This is a genomic window from Oceanisphaera litoralis (genome assembly GCF_016907015.1).
Lineage (GTDB): Bacteria > Pseudomonadota > Gammaproteobacteria > Enterobacterales > Aeromonadaceae > Oceanimonas > Oceanimonas litoralis.
Genome location: NZ_JAFBBE010000001.1, coordinates 1 through 23,036, shown reverse-complemented (window position 1 = coordinate 23,036; position 23,036 = coordinate 1). Strand labels below are relative to the sequence as shown.

The window sequence follows — 23,036 nt, the reverse complement described above, 5'->3', positions numbered from 1 at the left end:
GAAAAACGATGAACTGTCAGGATATTCTCGTCGGCCCGGTAGATGCCGGGGTATTGACCATCAGCCTTAACCGGCCCGAGCGACGCAATGCGCTGCGCAACCAGACCCTGGCCGAGATTGGCGAGGTGCTGGCAGGCGCCGCCGCCAACCCCGAGGTGAGAGCCGTGGTTGTCGGTGGCAACCTCCGTTGCTTCGCCGCCGGTGCCGATCTGGAAGAAATGCGCCACCTGGACGCGGTCGGCCTGCAGCAGGACGTGCGCCCCTCGCTGTGGAAGCGTATCGATGACTTCAACAAGCCGCTGATTGCCGCCGTCAACGGCTATGCCCTGGGCGCCGGCCTGGAGCTGGTGCTGCACTGCGACCTGGTGGTGGCGGGCGAGGGTGCGCTTTTCGGTCTGCCGGAAATCAAGCTGGGCATCATGCCCGGTGCCGGCGGCACCCAGCGACTGAGCCGCCAGCTTGGCCAGCAGACCGCCATGAAGATGGTGCTCACCGGTGAGCCGATCAGCGCCGAGCGCGCTTACGAGCTGGGGCTGGTCAGCCAGTTGTGTGTGCCGGCACTGACCGACGAATATGCGCACCAGCTGGCCCGGCAGATTGCCGGCCAGGCGCCGCTGGCGGTACAGGCCGCCAAGGGCGCCATCAAGGCCTGCCAGGAAACCAGCCTGAGTCAGGGACTGCGCCAGGAACGTCAGGCCTTTGTCTGGCTGGCCGGCACCGAAGACAGAAACGAAGGCATCAATGCCTTCCTCGAAAAACGTGCACCGCAGTATCGGGGGAAATAATGGAATATCAACATATCGAATGCCATCGGGAAGGCGCCGTCGGCGTGCTGGTACTGAACCGCCCGGCCCAGCTCAACAGCTTTAACGAGGCCATGCACCAGGAAGTGGCCGCCGTGCTCAAGGACTGGGAACAGGATCCGGAGGTGCGCGCCATTTTGCTGACCGGCAACGGCCGTGGCTTCTGCGCCGGCCAGGATCTGGGCGATCGGGCCGTCAACAGCGGCGATGCCGCGCCGGATCTGGGTCAGTCCATCGACCGTTACTACAATCCGCTGATCAAGCGTCTCACCAATATGCCCAAACCGGTTGTCTGTGCGGTCAACGGCGTGGCCGCCGGTGCCGGTGCCAATATCGCCCTGGCCTGCGACATTGTCATCGCCGCTCGCAGTGCTTCCTTTATTCAGGCCTTCTGCCGCCTGGGGCTGGTACCCGACTCCGGTGGCACCTGGTTGCTGCCGCGTCTGGTGGGCCGGGCCCGCGCCATGGCGCTGACCCTGCGCGGCGACAAGGTCAGCGCCGATCAGGCCCGGGACATGGGCATGATCTGGCAGGTGGTGGAAGATGAGCAGCTGCAAAGCGAGGCCATGCAGCAGGCCCTGCAGCTGTCCCGTCAGCCCACCTATGGCCTGGGGTTGATCAAGCAGGCCATCAACAGTGCCGCCGACAACAGCCTGAACCAACAACTGGAGCTGGAGCGGGACCTGCAGCGCCTGGCCGGCCGCAGTGAAGACTACCGGGAAGGGGTGGATGCCTTCCTCAACAAGCGCACCCCCGAATACAAGGGCCGTTAACATGAGCAGCAGCTTCACTATTCAACAGGTGGCGGTGATCGGTGCCGGCACCATGGGCATGGGCATCGCCCAGGTGGCGGCCCAGGCCGGCCATGCGGTCCGTTTGTATGATACCAACCCGGCCCAGACCGCCCGGGCGCTGGACGACTTTGCCAGCCGGCTGGCCGGTCGGGTGGCGCGCGGCAAGCTGAGCGAACAGGATGCCACCGCCTTGCGGGCCCGCATCCGCCCGGCCGAGCGCCTGAGCGAGCTGGCCGAGTCTGATCTGGTGATCGAGGCCATTATCGAGCGGCTGGACATCAAGCAGCAGTTGTTTGCCGAGCTGGAAGGCATCTGCGGCGAGCGGTGCATACTGGCGTCCAATACCTCCTCCATTTCCATTACCGCCATCGGCGCGGCCCTGTCTCGTCCCGAGCGGCTGGCCGGCCTGCATTTCTTCAATCCGGCGCCGGTGATGAAGCTGGTGGAGGTGATCTCCGGTCTGGCCACCACCGTCGATGTGCGTGACACCCTGCTGAGCCTGGCCCGGGACTGGGGCAAGGTGGCGGTCCATGCCAGCTCTACCCCCGGTTTTATCGTCAACCGCATCGCCCGCCCCTTTTACGGCGAAACCCTGCGCGCCCTGCAGGAAGGCTGCGGCAGTCCGCAACTGCTGGACACCCTGCTGCGCAGCGCCGGTTTCCCCATGGGGGCCTGCGAGCTGACCGATCTCATCGGTCAGGATGTGAACTTTGCGGTGAGTGCCAGCGTGTATCGCGCCTTTCATGACGAGCCGCGCTATCGACCGTCGCTGGTACAGCAGGCGCTGGTGGACGCGGGTCGCTTCGGCCGCAAGAGTGGCCAGGGTTTTTATTCCTATGAGGCCGGCAAGGCCGAACTCGGCTGTTTGCCGGCGCCGGTCGGGCAGACACCTGACCGGGTGCTGGTCCTCGGTGACTGGTCCGAACTCAAGGGCATCGAGGCCCTGCTGGCTGCTTATCAGGGCGAGCTTGAGCGGCGCGACGGCAGCCCGGCGCTGTTGATCGACGGCGTGCGGCTCGAGCTGACCGATGGCCGTAGCTGTGCCCTGCGTCATCCGGGCCAGGCCGCCATGGCGCTGGACTGGGCCGACGATTACGAAGGCGCCAGCCATATTGCCCTGGGGGTGTCCGAATACTGCACCGAGCAGCAGGTGGCGGCCGTGGTCGGCTTCTTCCAGAGCCTGGAAAAGCAGGTGATACTGCTGCCGGATCATCCGGGCATGCTGGTGCTGCGCACCATCGCCATGCTGGTCAACGAGGCGGCGGAAGCCTGTCTGCACCGGGTGGCCAGTGCCGACGATATCGACCTGGCAATGCGCTTCGGCGTCAACTATCCCAAGGGTCCAGTGGCCTGGGGCGCCGAGGTGGGCTACCGGCGGCTGGTGACCCTGCTCGACCACCTCAAGGCCGTCTACGGCGAGGAAAAGTACCGGCCCTCGCTGCAGTTGCGCCACTGGGCGATCACCGAGGAGGCAATATGAACGAGCAGCATAGTCACGAGCTGGCCCGCCAGTGCGCCGAGGCCATGTTTGCGGCCGATCCCTGCAGCAGGCATCTGGGCATGGAAATCGAAAGCGTGGCCCCCGGCCAGGCGGTGATGACCATGCGGGTACAGCCCTGGATGCTCAACGGCCACGGCAGCATACAGGGCGGCATCCTGTTTACCTTTGCCGATTCGGCCTTCGCCTTTGCCTGCAACGGCTACAACAAGGTGACCATAGGCCAGGGCTGCACCATCGATTACCTCAAGCCCGCCTTTGCCGGCGAGTTTCTGCGGGCCCGAGCCCGGGAGCTGCACCGGGGCGGCCGTACCGGCACCTACGATGTGGTGCTGGAAAACGAAGCGGGAGAAACGCTGGCCCTGTTCCGGGGGCGTTCCTATCAGGTCAAGGGAAGCATTTTAAAGGAAGAAAACAATGACTGACGCCTATCTGTGTGACATGGTCAGAACCCCGGTGGGCCGCTATGGCGGCGCCCTGAGCCCGGTGCGCGCCGACGATCTGGCCGCCATCCCGCTGCGCCGGCTGAAGGAAAACCATCCGCAGCTGCCCTGGGACAAGATCGATGAAGTGATCATGGGTTGTGCCAACCAGGCCGGTGAAGACAACCGCAACGTGGCACGCATGGCCGCCCTGCTGGCCGGTCTGCCGACCACGGTGCCCGGCACCACCGTCAACCGCCTGTGCGGCTCGGGCCTGGATGCCATCGGCTTCGGCGCCCGCACCATCAAGGCCGGGGAGGCCAGCCTGGTACTGGCCGGCGGGGTCGAGTCCATGTCCCGTGCGCCGCTGGTGATGCCCAAGGCGGAAACGGCGTTTTCCCGCCAGGCGTCGGTATTCGATACCACTATCGGCTGGCGTTTCGTCAATCCGCTGATGCAGCGGCAGTACGGCACCGATTCGATGCCGGAAACCGCCGAGAACGTGGCCGAGCGTTTCAATATCAGCCGGGAAGATCAGGATCTGTTTGCCCTGCGCAGCCAGCAGAAAACCGAGCAGGCGCGCCAGTCCGGCATTCTGGCCCAGGGCATGGTGCCGGTGCTGATCCCGGGCCGCAAGGGTAAGGTCACCGAGGTGAGCCGGGATGAACATCCCCGCGCCGAAACGACACTGGCGGATCTGAGCCGGCTGTCGACCCCGTTCCGGGCCGGTGGCTCTGTGACCGCGGGTAATGCCTCGGGCGTCAACGACGGCGCCGCCTGTACCCTGCTGGCAAGTAGCCAGGCGGTAGCCGATTATGGCCTGACGCCGAAGGCACGGATACTGGCCCTGGCCAGCGCCGGGGTCGAGCCCAAATACATGGGCATAGGCCCGGTGCCGGCGGTACGTGCCGTGCTGGAGAAAACCGGCCTGTCGCTGGATGATATGGACGTGATCGAGCTCAACGAAGCCTTCGCCGCCCAGGCGCTGGCGGTGCTGCGCGAGCTGGGTCTGCAGGATGACGATGCCCGGGTCAACCCCAACGGCGGCGCCATTTCCCTGGGGCATCCCCTGGGCATGAGCGGGGTACGGCTGGTGATGGCGGCGGTGAATGAACTGAAACGCACCCAGGGGCGTTATGGCCTCTGTACCATGTGTGTCGGCGTTGGCCAGGGTGTCGCGCTGATCGTGGAAAATATCGACTGAATCAAGCCAAAGGGAGGAGGCAATCATGACTAAAATGGAACATATCGAACAGGCTTCACGAGACGAACTGCAGGCCCTGCAACTGGCGCGGCTGCAGAAAACCCTGCATCACGCCTATGAAAACGTGCCCATGTACAAGCGCAAGTTTGACGAGGCCGGGGTGCATCCGTCCGACTGCAAGACCCTGGAGGATCTGAACAAGTTTCCGTTCACCACCAAGCAGGACTTGCGCGACAATTACCCCTTCAACATGTTTGCCGTGCCCATGGAGCAAATCGTGCGCCTGCACGCCTCGTCCGGCACCACCGGCAAGCCGACCGTGGTGGGCTACACCCAGCAGGATATCGACACCTGGGCCGACGTGGTGGCCCGTTCGCTGCGGGCCGGCGGCCTGAGCAACAAGGACAAGATCCATATCTCCTACGGCTATGGCCTGTTCACCGGCGGTATGGGGGCCCACTATGGCGCCGAACGCCTGGGGGCGGCGGTCATTCCCATGTCCGGCGGCCAGACCGAGAAGCAGGGTCAGTTGATCCAGGACTTTCAGCCCGACGCCATCATGGTGACTCCGTCCTACTGCCTGAACATCATCGACGAACTGGAAAAACAGATGGGCGGTGATGCCAGCCGCTGTTCGCTGCGAATCGGCGTGTTCGGCGCCGAACCCTGGACCAACGCCATGCGCCAGGAAATCGAGCAGCGACTGGGCATCGATGCCCTGGATATCTATGGCCTGTCGGAAGTCATGGGGCCGGGCGTGGCCATGGAGTGCCTGGAAAGCAAGGACGGCCCCACCATCTGGGAAGATCACTTCTATCCCGAGATCATCGATGCCCACAGCGGCGAGGTGCAGGCCGACGGCGAGCTGGGCGAACTGGTGTTTACCTCGCTCACCAAGGAAGGGATGCCGGTGATCCGCTATCGCACCCGGGATCTGACCCGGTTGCTGCCGGGAACCGCCCGTACCATGCGTCGCATGGACAAGATCACCGGGCGCAGCGACGACATGCTGATCATCCGTGGCGTCAACGTGTTCCCTTCTCAAATCGAGGAGCAGATCCTGCAGTTCTCCCAGCTGACGCCCCATTATCAGCTGGAAGTCAGCCGTCACGGTCATATGGACTCGCTGCGGGTCAAGGTCGAGCTGCGCACCGATCACGCCAGTGCCGATCTGCACTCGCTCGAGCATCATCTCAAGCACCGCATCAAGGCGATGATCGGCATTTCCACCCAGATAGACATAGTGGCCGAAGGCCAGTTGCCGCGCTCCGCCGGCAAGGCCCAGCGGGTACTGGATCTGCGCCAAAGCGCCTGAAAGGACTGATACATAAAAGTGGCGGCAACGCCACTTTTTGTTTGATATGACTCGGTTAAACGGGGTGTAATGAGAAACACGGTCGGGCCGGGGCCCGACGACACAGACAATGCCTACAACTCACGAATTTGGTAATCAAGATTCTATGGACTCCCGACTCAATCCGCTTATCCAGCAAGCCCTGGATTACGAAACCGTCAGCGGCACTTCGCTTATCATGACCATCTTCGGTGACGCCATCGCCCACCGTGGCGGTTGCATCAGCCTGGCCAGCCTGATCGACATGCTCTCCGACTTCGGCTTCAGCGAACGCTTTGTGCGCACCTCTGTCTTTCGCCTGGCCAAGGACGAGTGGCTGAGCTCGGAACGCATCGGGCGGCTGAGTTTCTACCGGATAACCGAGCGCAGTGCGCACCGTTTCCGGCAGGCCGAGACGCGCATCTACGATATGAAACAGAAAAGCTGGGACGGCCGCTGGGATCTGGTGCTGCTCAGCTCGCTGGATCTGGAGGCCAAGGCACACCTGAAGAAAGAGCTGGAGTGGCTGGGCTGCGCCAGTATTGCCCCCAACCTGATGGCCTATCCGGGTCTGGATCAGGGCAAGCTTCGTCAGTTGCTGCGCGAGCTGAAGATGGGTGAGCAGGTGGTGGTGTTTCAGGCCGACACCCTGGATCTGGGGCTGGGCGCGCCGCCACCCTTGCCGCGCATGGTCAGTGTCAACTGGCCGCTGGAAGACATCAGCCGTCGATATGAGGAATTTCTGGCCCTTTACCGGCCGCTGTTGCCGCTGCTGGAAGACAGCCCGGCGCTGGATCCGGGACAGGCCTTTCAATTGCGGATCCTGCTTATTCACCATTATCGTCGGCTACAGCTGCGCGACCCGCAGCTGCCGCCGGCGCTGCTGCCCCAGGGCTGGCCGAGCATGGCGGCCCGAACCCTGTGCGCCAATATCTACAACCTGGTGTACCCGGCGGCGGAGGACTACATCTGGAGCAGGGGACGTACCGCGGAAGGGCCGCTGCCACCGGCCGATGCCGGTTTTTATCTGCGTTTTGGCGGCTTGAGACGCTAGCCGCGGCGCCTTCACAACGCTCTCACAGTGTTTTCATAATTCTTTCATAAATGGAGTAACAAGATGCACTGCTATGAAATAGACGGGATCCGCCCCGTGGTAGAAGAGGGGGCCTATGTGCACCCCACTGCCGTGCTGATCGGCGATGTGATCGTGGAGCACGGTGTCTATATCGGCCCGCTGGCCTCGCTCAGGGGCGACTTCGGTCGCATTCACGTGATGGAAAACGCCAATGTGCAGGACAACTGCGTGATGCACGGCTTTCCCGACGCCGACACCCTAGTGCAGCCCTGGGGCCATGTGGGCCACGGTGCCATACTGCACGGCTGTGTGGTGGAAGCCAACGCCCTGGTGGGCATGAATGCGGTGGTGATGGACGGCGCCCGGGTGGGCGAGTACAGCTTTGTTGCCGCCCATTCCTTCGTCAAGGCCGAGATGCAGATACCGGCCAGGGTACTGGTGGCCGGTACTCCTGCCCGGGTGCTGCGCGAGCTCAGGGAAGACGAAATCGAATGGAAACGCCAGGGCACCCAGACCTACATCGACCTGGTGGGCCGCTGCCTGCACAGCCTGCATCCGGTCACCCCGCTGACGGCGGTGGAGCCCCACCGCCCCCGGCTGTTTGAACACGCCGACTACCTGCCCAAATACAAGGCCTGAGGCCGGCATGCCCGGAGTTATCCGGGCAAATCCGCTTAGCCCAGCTCCAGCTCCACCAGCTTGACGAAATAGCTGGCACCCACCGGAATGATGGCGTCGTTGAAATCGTATCTGGGGTGGTGCAGAAACACCTCGTTGTGAGGGCTGTCGTGATCCCGGTCGTTGCCCAGCAGCACATAACAGCTGGGCACGGCCTCGGCGATATAGCTGAAATCCTCACTGCCCGGTACCGGCGCTACCTTATCCAGCACCCTGTCCTTGCCCACCACGGCTTCGGCCGCCTGCAGGGCGATGCGGGTGGCCTGCTCCTCATTGACCAGGGGCGGGTAGCCGACCTGCTTGCCCTGGTTAAAACCCACCTCGGCCTTGGCACCGAAACCGGCGGCAATATGGTGGGCCAGGGTCTCGATTCGCTCCCTGATCAGCGCCCGGTTCTCGGCGCTGAAGGCGCGCAGGGTACCCTGCAGGGTGGCCGAGTCGGGGATCACATTGGTGGCTTCACCTGTGTGCATCATGGTGCAGGACACCACGGCGGGCTGAATGGGATCGATATTGCGGCTGACAATGGTCTGCAGCGACAGTATCAGGTTGGCGGCGATCACCACGGGATCGTTGGCCAGGTGCGGCATGGCACCGTGCCCGCCCTGGGCGATGATGCGAATATGGAAGTTGTCGGAGCTGGCCATCATGGGCCCGGGGCGGAGGTGAATGTGCCCCTGGGGAATGCGCGGAAAATTGTGTAACGCATACACCCGCTTGCAGGGAAAGCGCTCCAGCAAGCCGTCGTCGATCATGGCGCGGGCGCCGCCCAGGCCCTCTTCCGCCGGCTGAAAGATCAGCACCACCTGACCGCTGAAGTTCCGGTGCCGGCACAGGTGCCGGGCCGCGGCCAGCAAGATGGTGGTATGGCCATCGTGGCCACAGCCGTGCATTTTGCCCTGGTGGCAGGAGGCATGGGCAAAGGTGTTTTCTTCGGTCATGCTCAGGCAGTCCATGTCGGCCCGCAGACCGATACGTTCCTCCCCCGGCCGGCCCTGGATAATACCCACCACGCCGGTGCCGCCAATGCCGGTATGCACCTGGTCCACCTCGTACTCCCTGAGCTTGTCCGCCACCAGGGCGGCGGTGGCATGCTCTTCAAACCCCAGCTCCGGATGCTGGTGCAAGTGGCGGCGCAGGGCGGTAAAGTCGTCCAGTTCCTGGCAGATATCCTGATATAAGTTCATGGTGTGCTCCTTGATAGTGACAATCCCGAAACATGAAAAAGTGTGAACAGGAGTGGCCGGGAGTCAGCCGGCCAACAAATGAAAACAGGCCGGCCGGCACGGCGGGCCTGTGAAGGGTATTAGCGGTACAGCAGCTCCGGCAGCCAGAGGGTAAGGGCCGGTAGCATGATCAACAGCGCCAGGCGCACTATGTCGGCGCACCAGAAGGGAGTGACGCCGCGGAACACGGTGGCGCTGTTGAGATCCTTGACCATGCCGGTCAGCACGAACACATTCATGCCCACCGGCGGGGTGATCAGGCTGATCTCGGTGGCCACCACCACGATAATGCCGAACCAGATGGGATCCATGCCCAGGCTGTGGATGACGGGATAGAACACCGGCACCGTGAGCAGCATCATCGACATGCTCTCGAATACCGCACCCAGCACCAGGTAGATGGCGATGATCATCAGCAACACCGTCATGGGCGATACCGAGAAGCTGGTGATCAGCTCCACCAGATGATCGGGCAGGCCGGCGCGGTTGACGAAGTTCGAGAAGATGAGGGCGCCGATGACCACGCAGAACAGCATGGCCGAGGTACGAGCCGTTTCTATCAGTACCTCTTTCAAGTCCTGCGGGCTCAGACGACGGCGCTTGAGGGCGATGACCAGAGAGCCGGCGGCACCGATGCCGGCGGCCTCGGTGGGGGTGAACACCCCAAGGTAGATACCGCCCATCACCAGGGTGAACAGGCCGAGAATGCCTCCTACGCCTTTGAATGCCTGCCATTTTTCGGCGCGGCTCATGGCCTTGCCGGGTGGGCCGGCCTTGGGATTGCGCCACACCACATAGCGTACCGCACCCAGATAAAGCAGCACACCCAGCACGCCGGGAATGAAGCCGGCGGCGAACAGATCGCGAATGCTCTGCTCGGTAAGGATACCGTAGATGATCAGCGCCACGCTGGGCGGGATCAGTATGCCCAGGGTACCGCCGGCGGCGATGGCGGCGGACGCCAGGCTGTCGGCATAGCCGTATTTGCGCATCGGTGGTATGGCCACCCGCGACATGGTGGCGGCGGTCGCCAGACTGGAGCCGCAAATGGCGGAAAAGCCACCGCAGGCGGTAATGGCCGCCATGGCCAGGCCACCCTTGCGATGGCCCACCAGCGCATGGGACGCAGTGAACAGCTCGTTGGACAGGCCGGAGCGGCTGATCAGGTTACCCATCAGAATAAACAGCGGGATCACGCTCAGGCCGTAATCCTGGGCGGTATCCAGCAGCCGTCGGGCGCTGATCGACAGGGCGGCATTGAAGTTGAAGTCCATCAGGGCCGCATAGCCCACCACACCCACGGCAGCCATGGCAAAGGCGATGGGGACGCGCAGAAAAATCAGCGACAGCAGTATGCCGAAGCCAAGCAGGGATTCCATCATAACGCCGGTGCCTCCTGGGCGGAATTGGTCACGGAGGTGTGATGAGCCTCGGGATCACCGAGCAGCGTCATCACCAGAAAGGTCAGGGCGGTCAGCCACAGGCTGATGCCGATCAGGTACATGGCATAAGCGCTGGGAATGGCCAGGTATTCGCTCACCGACTGGTAGCGAGCGGCCCGCTCGGCCAGCTTCCACACCGTCATTGCCATATAGGCACAACCCACCGTCATGAACAGATGGTAAAGCCTGTCGCGGACGGCACGCAGCCAGCGGGGTAATCGGGGCTCAATCAAGTCTACCGATACATGCTCCTGCTGCCAGGTGATGGTGGGCAGGATCAGGAAGATGGAGGCGGCCAGCATGATCTCGATAAGCTCGGATCCCCCCACCAGCGGTTGGTTGAACAGGTAACGGCCAATCACATCGACGGCGGTGATCAGCATCATCAGCAACAGCATCAGGCCGGCCAGCAGGTTGAGCAGCCGCTTGAAGGCGGCGGCACTGCTGCACCACAGCCGGGAAACATGGGCAATCATGATGGTTATCCTTGGGAGTCCAGTTGGGCCTGATAGTCACGGGCAATCCGGCGGAATTCCTGCAGGGCCCGGGGAGCATCTACCTTGCGCTCGGCCACGTCCTTCAGCCAGTTCTGTTCAATGTTCCGGGTCAGCTCGGTAAACCGTTGTACATCCTGCTCGCTGGCCGGGGTGATGGTATTGCCGTATTCCAGAGCATCCTGTTCGGCTTCCCGGTCGGCCTTGACCCAGGCGCGGGCGGCCATGGCCGAGAGCTTCTCGCCGGATACCGCCATGATGGCCTCCCGGTCTTCATTGGAGATGCGGTCGAAGAAGTCTTCACCGATAAAGATGCCAAAGCTGCCCAGGTACAGGCCGTGGGGCATTTTCAGGGTATAGGGAGCCACTTCCTTGAAGCGCATGCTGCGCTTGGTGTTCATGGGGTTGAATACACCATCCACTACGCCCTGGGTCAGCATTTCGTAGACCTTGGTGGTGGGGGCGGCCACGCCGGTGATGTTCAGTGTTTCGCCGATGGCGTTTTGTACACCACCGCCGATGCGGATTTTCTTGCCGGCCAGCTCGTTCAGGCTGTTGATGGGCTCGCGCATGTGGATTTCGCCCGGGCCGTGGGTGAACAGGCCGGCCACGACCACCTCGCCATGTTCGTGGGCTTTGGCCAGGTATTTTTCATGGATCTTCCAGTGCGCCACCGAGGCGGCTTCGGCACCGGCACCCAGGTTGGGCAACTCGGCGATGGTGGTCAGCTTGAAACGACCAGGAAAGTAACCATGATACGTCCATGAAGCATCTACCGCGCCGTCTTGAACCAGATCTATCATACTCTGAGGCGCGCCAAGATCGTGTTCCAGCTTGAGTGTCACCCGCCCCTCGGTGGCTTCCTCAATCCACTTTCCCCAGGTCGGCAGCACTGTGGTATTCATTTCACTGGTAGGCGACAGCCAGGTGGCAACCCGCATGGTGGTAGTGGCGGTAGCCTGGCCATGCCAGAGTCCGGCGGCGGCAAACAGTGATATCCATATACTCTTCATAACCCTCTCCCGTTCGACATAAGATAACAACAGCAAAACATATGCGATACACATTACACCATTTAATATAAAAAAGTGAAGTGTTTGTTGGTTGTGATTTTAACGGTTTGTTAACATCGAATTAAGCCGAGCGGAGGCGAGCATAAGGGGCAGGATAAGGAGCAGGATTATCGTCACTTATTATTGCTGTCCTCGTTGCTCCAGCTGTTGCAGGGTTTCTTCGGTGTTGAGGTTGATAAAGGCGTCGGCCTGATCGCTGAAGTCTACCGGCACCAGCTGGTGGCGTTCATACCAGAGTTGCAGCTTGCGGTCGCCGCCATCCAGGTAGTTGCACAGCGAGGGCAGCAATGACTGGTGCACCAGGGCGGTGGCGGCATGGAGCCGGGTGCCATCGTCCACCACCGCGATTTGATCGTGGCGTCGTATGGCGGCGCACAGACGAGGTGCCAGATCGGTTGGCACCAGCGGACTGTCGCACGGCACGAACAGCACCCATTCGCTGGGCGCATGGAACAGTCCGGCCTCGAATCCGGCCAGGGGACCGGCATAGCCGGCGTCGTTATCCGGCACCACGGGCGCCAGTTGCCGGTAACGCTCCAGATTGCGGTTGGCATTGATCAGCACCCTGCCCACCTGAGGGCCGAGCCGTTCCAGCAGATGAACGACCAGTGGCTTGCCCCACAACGCCAGCAGCCCCTTGTCGGCGCCCCTCATGCGTCGGCCTTGGCCTCCGGCCAGAATAACGGCGGTGATATCTTTTGGATCCAGCATGATATTTCCAGTCATTGCAGCTTATCGTTGATAGTAACCATATCACCGCGTGGGGCAGGAGCTAAATCAAGTCATTGATATTTTTGTGGGACTTGCTCTCTTCGGACGCTAATTCTAACATGGGCGTTCTTCATACCAATGCCAACAATCATCGTCGATGCGCCTTGCCGTTCGGTCTGTTTTCAACGACGCCGCCATCGCACCCCAAGGGATAATAATGACAACAACTTCGCTCGACGGCCCCTTCCGCGGCCGCCCCGTTATTGCCTTGCTGGCCATGGTGGCGCTGATGCTGGCTGCCGCCAACCTGCGTGGTGGCCTGGTGGTGGTGGGGCCACTGGTGACGGAAATTCGCGCCGCACTGGATATCGGCGCCAGTGCCTTCAGCCTGCTGACTACCCTGCCTCTGCTGTGTTTCGGCGCCATGTCCGTCTGTGTGCCCTGGCTGACCCGCCGCTGGGCGCCCCAGTGGCTGACGATTGCCGGCTTGTTGGTAATAAGCCTGGGGGTGGGCCTGCGGCTGGTAGACCATTATCCGCTGGTGATCCTCGGTACCCTGTTGCTGGGCCTGGCCATTGCCTTGCTCAACGTGCTGATCCCGGGACTGGTGAAAGCCTTTTTCCCCCGGCAGGTCGGGCTGATGACCGGCCTGTATTCCGTTACCCTGAGCCTGGGGGCGGGCATGGGGGTGTATCTGGCGGTGCCTCTGCTGGAGCAGTTTGGCAGCTGGCGCTATCCGGTGGCACTGTGGGCGCTACTGCCGCTGCTCTGCCTGCTGTTCTGGCTGCCGATGCTCCGGGTGAAGGGGGTGGGGCGGCCCGTCAATCCGGTGCGTGTCAGCCTGTGGCGAGACCGGCTGGCCTGGTCCATCACCTTCTACATGGGGTTGCAGTCGTTCTTCTTTTATTCCGTGGCCACCTGGCTGCCGAAAATCCTGCTGGAGAGCGGCCTGGATGCTAATGAAGCCGGTACCGCCACGGCGCTGATCAACCTGGTGAGTATTCCCTTCAACCTGCTGGTGCCGATAATGGCGGCCAAGATGCGCAGCCAGCGCTCGCTGGTACTGGGCACCTTTGTGGTGTCGTTTACTGGCATCGCCGGCATCTGGTGGCAACCCACCGCCGCCCCGCTGCTGTGGGCCTCCTTGATTGGCATGGGGTGCGGCGGTGCGCTCAGCCTGGCCCTGTCGTTCTTCGTGCTGCGGGCGACCAACACCGCCCAGGCCACGGCGCTGTCGGCCATGGCCCAGAGCATCGGTTATCTGCTGGCGGCGCTGGGGCCTGTGTCGCTGGGCCTGCTGCGCGATATCGGCGGCAACTGGCAGTGGGCATTGTTGCTGCTGATGGCGCTGCAGCTGGCGCAATGTGGGTTTGGCTGGTCTGCCGCTCGCCCTGCCAACGTGGTACCGGATCAGGAGCGGCCGGCAGGCGAGAGAGAAACCGCCTGACGCCGAACGGGTGCACGGGGTCAGGTAATACGGAGATATATGAAACATGGGTGTTGAGATGTGGCTTCGCCACATTGCACAGCTGAAGCAGTGCCTACCGTTGCCCTAAGGGCTATTCTTGGTGATTGTCGATTGATTTTCATGCAGTCGTGTTTCCGCCAAGGAGGGTTGAGCATGAACAGATTACCGCTATGGCTACCGTTGGCGCTGTTGCCGGGTACCGGATACGCAGAGGGCATAGCGTCGCCGCCGCTGCAGCTGGCATCGGACTATCAACAGCAGGATGTGGCCCATTACCGGGTCAGCGAAAAGCTGGACGGGGTGCGCGCCTGGTGGAACGGGCGCGAGCTGGTGTCCCGCGGCGGCCATCGTTTTGCGGCGCCCGACTGGTTTGTGGCCGGCTTTCCCGATACGCCGCTGGACGGCGAACTCTGGCTGGGCCGGGGGCGGTTCGAAGAATTGTCGGCCGCGGTACGCCGTTACCGGCCCGACGAGGCCGAATGGCGACAGATCCGCTTTATGGTGTTCGACCTGCCCGCCAGCGAGCTGCCGTTCGAGGCGCGGTTAACGGCATTGGAACGCCTGTTTTCGCATCTTGACTCCCCCTATATTGAGCGACTCGAACAGCGACGGCTGCCCGATAATACCGCCCTGGCCGCCTATCTGACCGAGGTGGAAGCCCTGGGCGGCGAGGGGCTGATGCTGCGCCATCGCGACAGCCGCTATCTGCCGACGCGCAACCGGGACCTGCTCAAGCTCAAGCGATTTCAGGATGCGGAAGCCCGGGTGCTGGCGCACCTGCCCGGGCAGGGTAAATACGCGGGCATGATGGGCGCCCTGCTGGTGGAAACCGCCGATGGCCGCCGCTTTAAACTGGGCACCGGTTTCAGCGATCGGCAGCGGCAAGCGCCGCCGGCGGTGGGCGCTGTGGTGACCTACCGTTACCGGGGTGAAACCGGCCAGCGACTGCCCCGATTTGCCAGCTTCGTGCGAGTGAGAAACGACGAGCCGGAGCGGCCCTGACTCTGGCATGGCGGCTCGCTCGGGAGTAAAGTAACGCCTTGTCGAGAGCATAGTGAGGAGCCCGCTTTTGTGTCTTATTGCCTTTTCGTGGCAGCCTGAACCGGGCCGTCTGCATTTGCTGGCCAATCGGGACGAATTCTATGCCCGCCCCACGGCGCCGGCCCACTGGTGGCCGGATCATCCCGATATCTGGGCCGGCCGGGATCTGCAGGCCGGGGGGACCTGGCTGGGCATGACCCGAACCGGGCGTTTTGCGGCCCTGACCAATGTGCGGGAAGGCGGGGCCCGCTCCGGGGGGCACAGTCGCGGCGAGCTGGTGGCCGATTTTCTGGCCGGCGAGCAGGAGCCCGGGTCCTATTTACGTCACAAGCTGGCCCACGGCGGTGATTATGCCGGTTTCAACCTGCTGGTGGGGGATCTGAGCCGGGGCGAGCTATGGTATGGCGGCAACCGTTCGGGGGCGGATGCCCGCCGGCTGGGGGCGGGGCTCTATGGCCTGTCCAACGCCATGCTCGATACCCCCTGGCCCAAGGTAGAGCGACTCAAGCAGGGGCTGGCCGAGCTGGGGCCTGTGCATGAAGGCACGGCCTTCGGGCTGCTGGATGACGACACCCGGGCCGCGCTGGAGCAACTGCCCAACACCGGCGTGGGACCAGAGTGGGAAAGTCTGCTGTCGTCCATCTTCATTCAAAGTCCGGACTACGGCACGCGCGCACAAACGGTGCTGTGTGTAGAGCAGGGCAGGGTGGCCATTACCGAACAGGGGCGGGGACCCCAAGGCACCGAGCTGGAGCGGCGACAGGCAAGCTGGATGTTGCATCAGTAAACTGAAGTCGAGAATCAAACCCGGTGTCTGATTTTTGCTGCCACATAGGGGGCCGAGGCCACCACCAGCAGCACGATGGGCCACAGGTTGCCGTCCCTAAATGTATAGGCTTCAACCAGCTGGGGCCACGACTTGCCCTGAATGAGGTAGCCGAAGCCGAATTCAAACACCAGCGTCAGGCATAGCCATCCCATGCCAATGGCGGCATAACCTCTTGCGGGTAAACGCCCAAACCAGGGCAGGGCGAGGCAGGTTACGGCGAGAATAAGCACAGACAGCAGCATGCCGCTAAGCGGCAATGCCAGCGAGTGGCCGAACACCTGCATGAGCAGGGCCTCTCGCAACCCGCCATTGATGATGGCCAGCACCAGAATAACCAACCACAGCACAAACGCCTTGATGGTGATATTAAGCGTCACAGCTGGCTCCTCTTACAGGTAATACCGGCAGCAGAGCAAGACGTTCGGCTGGTCGATCATGGCCGTAATTCTTACGGGTTCTCGGGCGGGGCGACGGGCACCAGAATTTCGTTACGGCGCAAAAACCAGGGCATGAAGGGCGGGTTATAACGGGCCCAGATGGGCTCACCTATCACACTGAAGCCGTTTTTGTTGATCCAGGCGTCCAGCCGCTCTTTGTTTTGCCGGTAATTCTTTTCGTTCCACAACCCCGAATAGGTGACCGCCGCCATGTGACGTGCGGGTACTCGCCGCAATGTGATGTTCGGATCTCTGGGGGTGGGCAGTGTTTCCAGCGAATAGGAGGCGGGCATCATGAAACTGACCGCCCAGTTGCCGTTTACCCGCTGCTGACCCACGGGAGAGGTCATGTCGATTTTTTCGCCTTCCGTCTGCTGGCTGATCGGGGCGGTCATCTCGATGTTCTGGCTGGTGGTGTTGTTGCCGGAAATGTATTTGAACAACCGGCCAAACGCCTTGCTGCCGGCGTCATCGAAGTCTCCGCCGACCAGGGTTTCGGCAATAATGTGGGGCGCATATTCGCGCAGCTCAAAGCGGTTGTCCTGACGTATCACCCGGTATTCGGCTTCTTCGGTTGCCATCGAATTGCCCATCCCTATCATTATTGCCAGCGTGATCCACACCGTCTGTTTCAGGTAAGCCATAAGCATAGATCCTCTATCTTGTCATTCATCAAGCATACCGGCTGTGTTGCCTCTGATCTCGGCGGTCAACATAATCAGATGTTTATTTAAATGGGTCTTGGTTCAAAAAGCGACGCAAAACTCCCACTCTGCAAAGGTTCCATTTGAATTTTTCACGCGAAGAGGCACAATAGCTGCTTTAACCATAGCCGGCACAAGGTGAAAGTGGCCCGGTCGCCCACAAGATCCTGCGGTAGCCTGCATGAAGAAAAAACTGATGTTTTATACAGCGTATTGACGAGCTTGCCGCCATTGTGCTCACTATCAACACCCCATGCGCGTGTACAACAAATTCGGCTCAAAGGTGCTAATAATATGAGCAAGTTACGACAGGGGCTTGTGGATAGTGCGCAAGTGGCCGTAGATATCGCGCATGCGCGTTTTTGCTCATCACTAAACACGGCTGATTAATGGTAATTTATCTATTATCAATGGCTTATAAGTGAATTTTGAACTGGTGTGATGGCAGAAATATGAGCGTGCGTACTATCAAAATGTTATGCTTAGTTAGCAAATTAGGAGTAATTAAATGAGCCCGTTACCTGGTGCATACGAGAGAAAATCAACAATATCAACATATTGGCACAATAAAGCATGTGATCTTTGGGCTTCAGCTAAAATCCTTTGGGATGCAATGGAAAATAACAGCCAAGCAAGAATAACAAGTCATTCAACATATTTGATGTTAATGGGTATGTCTTTCGAAGTTCTCTTTAAGGCTCACTGTGTCGCACAAGGTATTGAAAACGATCGTTTGAAGAGTTCACATGATCTAGCGGAAATTGCGAAAATAGCAGGGTTTAGCTTAAATAAAGAAGACAATAAAATCTTAACGGTCCTTAGTGCATTTGTTGTGTGGGATGGCAGGTATCCCATCCCTAAAAAGTCTTCCCAGTTTGCTCAACATGGTAAAAATATCGAATCAACAGCATATGACCGAGAGAAGCTAGGGAGTTTAGATATTCTAAAACCTAACGGTACATTTAAGTTCGATAACTTACATATTCTATGGCGTCGTTACTCAGACCGCTACATGTTGGAGTACAGCCAAGCATAACAAGTTGCTGCACGCGGAAAAATTACTCGCTGCGCTCCCAATTTTCCGGTGAGCAAAGCGTTATGACTCGGCCAAAAAGTTACAATGGAGATGAAAATGATCAGGGCATTCTTATCACACTCAAGCAAAGATAAAGATAGTTATGTTAGGGGTGTGGCTAACTGGTTGGGAAAAGACAACATCATCTACGATGAGTTTACCTTTGAAGAAGGGGAGAGGCCGTTAGATGAAATTATTAAAGGATTAGACAAATCCAGTCTATTTGTGATTTTTTTATCTGAGCATGCATTGTCTTCGCCATGGGTACAAAAAGAAATAGTTGAAGCCAAGGTCAGATTGGATGATGAAAGCCTGAATAAGGTTTTTCCAATTATTATCGACGACAGGCTCACTTACGAAGACTCTCGCATTCCTAATTGGTTAAAAGATAATTACAATTTAAAGCCGATTAAGCGAGCGCAGGTTTCAGCTAAAAGAATACACAACAAACTAAGGGAGTTAAGTTGGTCAAAACATCCGCAGCTTAAAAAGCGAAATGAAATATTTGTAGGAAGAAACGCCCATCAAGAGAGTTTTGAAGAAAGAGTTCACGACTTTGATAAGGATAAACCAATCACAATAATCACATCTGGTTTTCCAGGTGTAGGAAGAAGGACATTTCTACACAGGGCCCTCTACAAGACAAACATTACAGAATGTGCAAGCAAACCATCTTCTATTCTTCTTGACAGAAATGTTTCCATTGAAGATTTTATACTAAAGATCAATGACCTTGGCTTAATTGACCTCGGGGATCAATTGCTTTCTCTGACTGATAAGACATTAGATGAAAAAATCAAGATTATACACAGAGTAATGGATGCAGCGTACAGCTCAAAAGAGCTGGTTTATCTTGTTGATGATGGCTGTATAGTGAATTACGAGAGGCGTGTATCAGAATGGTTTTTAAATACGGTTGAGTCTTATAGCAAGCAGGATTTTCCTATTTTCTGTATTGCATCAAGATACAATGTCAATTTCAGCAACAGGCCAAGGAACGATAGGTTTTACTTTGTAGAGTTAAATGAACTCAATCCAAATGAAAGAAAGAGGCTTTTCAAACAACTTTTGGATTTATATGGAATTAGTTTAGAAAAGAAAAACTTTGAAGATGTATCAGCATTACTTTCAGGATTTCCAGACCAAGCAATGTTTGCTGTTGATGTTCTAAAGGAAGACCCGACTACGAAAGTGTCCGACAAGATACCAATAATTGTTGAATTCAATACTGACAAAGCATCAGCTCTTCTTGGCAAGTACGATGAGCAAGAAGAAACTCTTGATTTCATAAGGCTCTTAGCGCAATTCGAAGTCATTAGCTCTGACTTTGTTTTTTCTTTAGTTTCAGAAGAAGACTACTATCCTATTCTTGAAGAACTGTATTCTGAGCACATAGTCGAATTAATTGGCCTTGACGGTGAAATAATAAGGCTTAATGATATTGTTCGCGACTACATCAAGCGAAATAGAATTAAGCTGAGAGAAGATTTTTCAAGCAAAATCCATGCTCAAGTAGAGAGCATTGTAAAATCTGACGACATTTTCGAGCTGGATTCGTCAGAGTATATATTTGCTCTAAAAGAAGCGCTTGGAAGCAACATAGAAATCGATGAAAAATTATTGATTCCTTCCCATTATCTCCGGTGCATGAAGGATCTCTATTACAGCAAGGGAAACCTCGATAGAATAATTCAACTAGCTGATATTATTCTCCAAAAAGAAAAAACTATCGAGTATAGAGTTCTGCAGGATATTCGTTACTATTTGTGTTTAGCTTTGGCAAAAAAGAAAGATCGCAGGGTTCTTAGGGAAGTTCAGAATATCAGAGGGGATGAACATACGTTCTTGCTTGGATTCTATTACAGGCTTTGTGGTCGCCTAAAAGAATCCCTAGAAAAATTTGAAAGTATTGTAGATGGAAAATATGTAGGACATAGGGCTAAACGCGAAATAGTACAAGTCTATGTGCAGCTCGAAGAATATGAACGTGCTTTAGGTTATGCCAAGAACAATTACGAAGGTAATCGTGGAAATCAGTTTCATACACAAGCCTATTTCAATTGTCTTGTTAACTCTGTAAATGCAAGGCAACAATCTGAAGAATTGAAAAAGCTGATACAAAACATGAGGCTGATCGATTCCGATCAGTCTAATGAAATGGCTGATATATCAGAAGCAGTCTTTTTGGCCAAAATTGATGACGATAAGGTGGCAGCTTTAGACAAGATACGTGACTGTGTAGACATGCGGCCAGAAAATCACTATCCATTGTTGGCCATGTGTGATCTGGCGATTAAGTATAGAGACATTGATTTACTCAGAGATGGTTTTTCAAAACTTCAAGGAATTAATAAGAGGAAGGATATATCATCAAGAACGTTAAATAGATATAGGGCTTATGTTTTTGCAGCTGAGGGGAATATTTCAGATGCTATCCAAGCCATTGAAAATGACCTTTCGAGGTACCCTCAAGATAGCAAAGATAGAATAATTAGAAATATCACTGAATACGCAAAGGAAAGGTCATAACAAATAAGGATAAGTGTCGCGCAGCCGACACTTCATCCGGGTGTTGAACAAGCCCGAAGCTGCCTTTATTAAGTAAATTGCTCGGTTGAGCATGGGGTGGGCGGTGAGGCTGCTATTTTCTGCAGCCATAGCTGGCCGCTAAGCGATTAGAAGACTAATAACTTCAGCTAGTTACAGTGAACTGTGAGTGACGGTCGTGCTTCTCCTGCTGTTGTTGAGGCCATTATCCTTATTGTGCACGCCTTTCGGCTATCTCGTTCGGATGATGCCGGTGCACACCATGCTTTGTGCGCAGTGCGGGCAACTGCGGCTGGCTTTGGTCATCGTTACCGGCTCCCCTGGTAGCCCTCGCCATCCCAGTCGCATCAATAACAATTGGATAATCAAGCGCACCGCCCTGGCGCTACCGTGCAGCAGCCCGTAGTCCCGTACTCGTTGCAGCCCCTTGGGCAAGACGTGTTGCAGTATCAGCCCCAGGAACCTGACGATGGGTAAGGTGCGGTGTTGCCAGTGATTGGTTTTCCCCTCGCGGTAGCGGAAGGTCACCTGGTCACCGTCTATTCCGATAATATCCCGGTCGGGCAGTACCCCACGGTACAGGTAGCGGGACAGGTATTTCAGGGCGGGTAGGCCCCGGCCGACAGGGCGGCAGTCCACCACCCATTGCGCCGGTAGTCTGGCTGGCAGGTAGAGCTGGGGGTGCTGGTGAATGGCGGCCAGTAGCCGGCCCCGCCATACCTTGGCCAGTGCGGCAGCAGGGTAAAGGTAACGCTTGGGGCCCTTGTGCCACTGGCGCCGTGCGGGATCGTAGTAGCCTGCCGGTACCATGACATGCAGATGAGGATGCAGATCCCGTCGTCGGCTGTGGGTATGCAGTATCGCGGTAAAGCCGCTGCGACCACCATGCCGACGCTGGGCGAAGTCCTTGAGTAGCGAGGCGGCAACCGAGAACATGATGCGATACAGCGCCTTGGGCCGCGCACGGGCGAGGCCACGCAGCTCGGCCGGCAAGGTAAAGGTGATCATGAAATAATGAACCGGCAGTAACTTGGTCTGCTGACGGGCGAGCCAAGTGGCGCTGGTTCGGTGCTGGCACTGCGGGCAGAGCCGGTGCCCGCACGAGAGCGGGGATTGGTCATGATGGCTATGTACTAGTTCAGTGTGTCTGATTCGGCAATAACCTGTTTTTATTGGAGTTAATGTAAGCACGAAAGAGCCTACTCTAAGGCTGATACACGGATAGACACAGTTAACTCATACATAGCCGGTCATGATGATGGCAATGCCGGCAGTACCACTGCGACCAGCCGGCGGCCTCGGTTTGACAGCTTTCCATCGCCGCGATCGCCCGTTTCATGTCGGGCGACACCGGCGCGTGGCTGGCCGTCATCAACGCATCATGGTGCGCACGCAGCAGCGAGATAAAGGTACTCATGACACCTCCCACATGACCGTCAGCGTGTCAGCCAATTGATTGACCGCGGTCATCGCGCACGACCGTTTGGCCGCCGTGAGCTGGGTGTAACGGGCAGTGGTATTGAGGCTGGCATGACCGAGCAGCGTTTGCAGTGAACGCAGGTCCAGCCCCTGCTGCAGCAGGTGGGTGGCATAGCAGTGGCGCAGGGTATGCGGGCTGACGGATTTGCGGATCCCGCAGTCGCGGCAGACCTGTTTCATGGCCTTTTGCACGCCGCCCCGATCCATCGGTGACTCGGATCCTTTCCTCGTGCCGGGGAACAGCAGCCGTGGATGGTGGTGGGATTGCCAATGTGAACGCAAGGCGCGCAATGTCCTGTTGGGCAAGGGGACCAGGCGGTCTTTGCCGCCCTTGGCATTGCGGATATGTACTTGTTGCTGAGCGCTGTCAATATCGGCCACGGTCAGCGACAGTCCTTCGCCAAGCCGCAGCCCCAGGCTATAGAGGGTATAGAAGAACATCTGGTAGCGGCGTTGTCGGGTCATGCTGATCAGCAGGCCGACTTCGGCGGGTGAGAGGATATCGGGCAAGGTGGTGAGCTGTGGCGGTTTGACGATGTCGAGCCACTGCCATTGTTTATCGAGCGTATGGCGATAAAAAAACTGCAGGCCATTGCGGTCGAGCTTGAGTAAGTGCCAATAAAACCGCATCTGTTTCTGAACATCGGAGTTCGTCACACTGAGTCCTGCCTTTAATTCAGGAGGAATCGACATGACCAACACC

The 23,036-nt window shown here is 58.1% G+C and carries 21 protein-coding genes and 2 pseudogenes; 13 read left to right on the top strand and 10 right to left on the bottom strand.

All coding sequences use genetic code 11. The features are described 5' to 3' along the window. Positions 1-8: 8 nt before the first annotated feature. The 8 genes from HNR62_RS00115 to HNR62_RS00080 all read left to right on the top strand — a co-directional run bounded on the left by HNR62_RS00115 (position 9) and on the right by HNR62_RS00080 (position 7,768). Complete coding sequence (locus HNR62_RS00115) at positions 9-785, top strand: enoyl-CoA hydratase-related protein (protein ID WP_204794067.1); 777 nt, start codon at positions 9-11, stop codon at positions 783-785. Continuing rightward, positions 785-1,576: a 2-(1,2-epoxy-1,2-dihydrophenyl)acetyl-CoA isomerase PaaG gene (gene paaG, locus HNR62_RS00110; RefSeq protein WP_204794066.1), complete on the top strand. Its 792-nt coding sequence runs from the start codon at positions 785-787 to the stop codon at positions 1,574-1,576. The genes HNR62_RS00115 and paaG overlap by 1 nt, the downstream gene beginning before the upstream one ends. Position 1,577: 1 nt before the next feature. Continuing rightward, positions 1,578-3,077 (top strand): 3-hydroxyacyl-CoA dehydrogenase, encoded by a 1,500-nt coding sequence (locus HNR62_RS00105; protein WP_204794065.1) that lies wholly within the window; start codon positions 1,578-1,580, stop codon positions 3,075-3,077. After that, positions 3,074-3,520 carry a hydroxyphenylacetyl-CoA thioesterase PaaI gene (paaI, locus tag HNR62_RS00100; protein WP_204794064.1) on the top strand — a complete coding sequence of 149 codons (447 nt, stop codon included), beginning with the start codon at positions 3,074-3,076 and terminating at the stop codon, positions 3,518-3,520. The genes HNR62_RS00105 and paaI overlap by 4 nt, the downstream gene beginning before the upstream one ends. Then, positions 3,513-4,721 (top strand): 3-oxoadipyl-CoA thiolase, encoded by a 1,209-nt coding sequence (gene pcaF / locus HNR62_RS00095; RefSeq protein ID WP_204794063.1) that lies wholly within the window; start codon positions 3,513-3,515, stop codon positions 4,719-4,721. The genes paaI and pcaF overlap by 8 nt, the downstream gene beginning before the upstream one ends. A 25-nt stretch (positions 4,722-4,746) precedes the next feature. Then, positions 4,747-6,036 carry a phenylacetate--CoA ligase PaaK gene (paaK, locus tag HNR62_RS00090; RefSeq protein ID WP_204794062.1) on the top strand — a complete coding sequence of 430 codons (1,290 nt, stop codon included), beginning with the start codon at positions 4,747-4,749 and terminating at the stop codon, positions 6,034-6,036. A 145-nt stretch (positions 6,037-6,181) separates the two neighbouring features. Then, the gene (gene paaX, locus HNR62_RS00085; protein WP_204794061.1) at positions 6,182-7,108 is read left to right on the top strand and encodes a phenylacetic acid degradation operon negative regulatory protein PaaX; all 927 of its coding nucleotides are present in this window, start codon (positions 6,182-6,184) and stop codon (positions 7,106-7,108) included. Between the two features lie 63 nt (positions 7,109-7,171). Next, positions 7,172-7,768: a phenylacetic acid degradation protein PaaY gene (locus HNR62_RS00080; RefSeq protein ID WP_204794060.1), complete on the top strand. Its 597-nt coding sequence runs from the start codon at positions 7,172-7,174 to the stop codon at positions 7,766-7,768. 35 nt (positions 7,769-7,803) lie between these two features. Here HNR62_RS00080 and HNR62_RS00075 read toward each other — a convergent pair whose 3' ends face one another. The 5 genes from HNR62_RS00075 to mobA form a co-directional block, all read right to left on the bottom strand. Continuing rightward, positions 7,804-8,994, bottom strand: coding sequence for a M20 aminoacylase family protein (locus HNR62_RS00075; RefSeq protein WP_204794059.1), 1,191 nt, complete (start codon positions 8,992-8,994; stop codon positions 7,804-7,806). 119 nt (positions 8,995-9,113) lie between these two features. Continuing rightward, a complete protein-coding gene (locus HNR62_RS00070; RefSeq protein ID WP_204794058.1) occupies positions 9,114-10,415 on the bottom strand; it encodes a TRAP transporter large permease in 1,302 nt (433 codons plus the stop codon). After that, positions 10,412-10,951 carry a TRAP transporter small permease gene (locus HNR62_RS00065; RefSeq protein ID WP_204794057.1) on the bottom strand — a complete coding sequence of 180 codons (540 nt, stop codon included), beginning with the start codon at positions 10,949-10,951 and terminating at the stop codon, positions 10,412-10,414. The genes HNR62_RS00070 and HNR62_RS00065 overlap by 4 nt, the downstream gene beginning before the upstream one ends. A gap of 5 nt (positions 10,952-10,956) precedes the next feature. Continuing rightward, on the bottom strand, positions 10,957-11,982 hold the full coding sequence (locus HNR62_RS00060; protein ID WP_204794056.1) for a TRAP transporter substrate-binding protein: 1,026 nt from the start codon (positions 11,980-11,982) through the stop codon (positions 10,957-10,959). Between the two features lie 180 nt (positions 11,983-12,162). Further along, complete coding sequence (gene mobA, locus HNR62_RS00055; RefSeq protein WP_204794055.1) at positions 12,163-12,753, bottom strand: molybdenum cofactor guanylyltransferase MobA; 591 nt, start codon at positions 12,751-12,753, stop codon at positions 12,163-12,165. Between the two features lie 217 nt (positions 12,754-12,970). Here mobA and HNR62_RS00050 point away from each other — a divergent pair, with 217 nt between their 5' ends. The 3 genes from HNR62_RS00050 to HNR62_RS00040 all read left to right on the top strand — a co-directional run bounded on the left by HNR62_RS00050 (position 12,971) and on the right by HNR62_RS00040 (position 16,049). Then, entirely contained in the window at positions 12,971-14,200 is a 1,230-nt protein-coding gene (locus HNR62_RS00050; RefSeq protein ID WP_204794054.1) for a CynX/NimT family MFS transporter, read from the top strand. Positions 14,201-14,374: 174 nt separating this feature from the next. Further along, positions 14,375-15,223, top strand: a complete 849-nt coding sequence (locus HNR62_RS00045) for a DNA ligase (RefSeq protein WP_204794053.1) — start codon at positions 14,375-14,377, stop codon at positions 15,221-15,223. A gap of 67 nt (positions 15,224-15,290) precedes the next feature. After that, complete coding sequence (locus HNR62_RS00040) at positions 15,291-16,049, top strand: NRDE family protein (protein WP_204794052.1); 759 nt, start codon at positions 15,291-15,293, stop codon at positions 16,047-16,049. A 14-nt stretch (positions 16,050-16,063) separates the two neighbouring features. Here HNR62_RS00040 and HNR62_RS00035 read toward each other — a convergent pair whose 3' ends face one another. Then, a complete protein-coding gene (locus HNR62_RS00035) occupies positions 16,064-16,468 on the bottom strand; it encodes a hypothetical protein (protein WP_204794051.1) in 405 nt (134 codons plus the stop codon). A 71-nt stretch (positions 16,469-16,539) separates the two neighbouring features. Continuing rightward, positions 16,540-17,172: an SOUL family heme-binding protein gene (locus HNR62_RS00030; protein WP_204794050.1), complete on the bottom strand. Its 633-nt coding sequence runs from the start codon at positions 17,170-17,172 to the stop codon at positions 16,540-16,542. Positions 17,173-17,740: 568 nt separating this feature from the next. Between HNR62_RS00030 and HNR62_RS00025 the strand changes: the two genes are divergently transcribed. Together HNR62_RS00025 and HNR62_RS00020 are read left to right on the top strand one after the other, a co-directional pair. Further along, positions 17,741-18,268, top strand: coding sequence for a hypothetical protein (locus tag HNR62_RS00025; RefSeq protein ID WP_204794049.1), 528 nt, complete (start codon positions 17,741-17,743; stop codon positions 18,266-18,268). Between the two features lie 96 nt (positions 18,269-18,364). After that, positions 18,365-20,836 carry a toll/interleukin-1 receptor domain-containing protein gene (locus HNR62_RS00020; protein WP_204794048.1) on the top strand — a complete coding sequence of 824 codons (2,472 nt, stop codon included), beginning with the start codon at positions 18,365-18,367 and terminating at the stop codon, positions 20,834-20,836. Between the two features lie 249 nt (positions 20,837-21,085). Here the strand turns inward: HNR62_RS00020 and HNR62_RS00015 are convergent. The 3 genes and pseudogenes from HNR62_RS00015 to HNR62_RS00005 form a co-directional block, all read right to left on the bottom strand. Further along, positions 21,086-21,979, bottom strand: a pseudogene (locus tag HNR62_RS00015) (IS91 family transposase); the annotation flags it as partial. 133 nt (positions 21,980-22,112) lie between these two features. Further along, a pseudogene (locus HNR62_RS16270) lies at positions 22,113-22,271 on the bottom strand (transposase zinc-binding domain-containing protein); the annotation flags it as partial. Next, a partial coding sequence (locus tag HNR62_RS00005; RefSeq protein WP_204794045.1) for a tyrosine-type recombinase/integrase occupies positions 22,268-23,036 on the bottom strand: 769 nt, incomplete at its 5' end. The pseudogene HNR62_RS16270 and the gene HNR62_RS00005, both read right to left, overlap by 4 nt.

What these genes read in the sequence shown, in the direction of transcription:
- HNR62_RS00115 (WP_204794067.1), top strand. Translation starts at nt 9, where the DNA reads ATGAACTGTCAGGATATTCTCGTCGGCCCGGTAGATGCCGGGGTATTG.
- paaG (WP_204794066.1), top strand. Translation starts at nt 785, where the DNA reads ATGGAATATCAACATATCGAATGCCATCGGGAAGGCGCCGTCGGCGTG.
- HNR62_RS00105 (WP_204794065.1), top strand. Translation starts at nt 1,578, where the DNA reads ATGAGCAGCAGCTTCACTATTCAACAGGTGGCGGTGATCGGTGCCGGC.
- paaI (WP_204794064.1), top strand. Translation starts at nt 3,074, where the DNA reads ATGAACGAGCAGCATAGTCACGAGCTGGCCCGCCAGTGCGCCGAGGCC.
- pcaF (WP_204794063.1), top strand. Translation starts at nt 3,513, where the DNA reads ATGACTGACGCCTATCTGTGTGACATGGTCAGAACCCCGGTGGGCCGC.
- paaK (WP_204794062.1), top strand. Translation starts at nt 4,747, where the DNA reads ATGACTAAAATGGAACATATCGAACAGGCTTCACGAGACGAACTGCAG.
- paaX (WP_204794061.1), top strand. Translation starts at nt 6,182, where the DNA reads ATGGACTCCCGACTCAATCCGCTTATCCAGCAAGCCCTGGATTACGAA.
- HNR62_RS00080 (WP_204794060.1), top strand. Translation starts at nt 7,172, where the DNA reads ATGCACTGCTATGAAATAGACGGGATCCGCCCCGTGGTAGAAGAGGGG.
- HNR62_RS00075 (WP_204794059.1), bottom strand. Translation starts at nt 8,994, where the DNA reads ATGAACTTATATCAGGATATCTGCCAGGAACTGGACGACTTTACCGCC.
- HNR62_RS00070 (WP_204794058.1), bottom strand. Translation starts at nt 10,415, where the DNA reads ATGATGGAATCCCTGCTTGGCTTCGGCATACTGCTGTCGCTGATTTTT.
- HNR62_RS00065 (WP_204794057.1), bottom strand. Translation starts at nt 10,951, where the DNA reads ATGATTGCCCATGTTTCCCGGCTGTGGTGCAGCAGTGCCGCCGCCTTC.
- HNR62_RS00060 (WP_204794056.1), bottom strand. Translation starts at nt 11,982, where the DNA reads ATGAAGAGTATATGGATATCACTGTTTGCCGCCGCCGGACTCTGGCAT.
- mobA (WP_204794055.1), bottom strand. Translation starts at nt 12,753, where the DNA reads ATGCTGGATCCAAAAGATATCACCGCCGTTATTCTGGCCGGAGGCCAA.
- HNR62_RS00050 (WP_204794054.1), top strand. Translation starts at nt 12,971, where the DNA reads ATGACAACAACTTCGCTCGACGGCCCCTTCCGCGGCCGCCCCGTTATT.
- HNR62_RS00045 (WP_204794053.1), top strand. Translation starts at nt 14,375, where the DNA reads ATGAACAGATTACCGCTATGGCTACCGTTGGCGCTGTTGCCGGGTACC.
- HNR62_RS00030 (WP_204794050.1), bottom strand. Translation starts at nt 17,172, where the DNA reads ATGGCTTACCTGAAACAGACGGTGTGGATCACGCTGGCAATAATGATA.
- HNR62_RS00025 (WP_204794049.1), top strand. Translation starts at nt 17,741, where the DNA reads ATGAGCCCGTTACCTGGTGCATACGAGAGAAAATCAACAATATCAACA.
- HNR62_RS00020 (WP_204794048.1), top strand. Translation starts at nt 18,365, where the DNA reads ATGATCAGGGCATTCTTATCACACTCAAGCAAAGATAAAGATAGTTAT.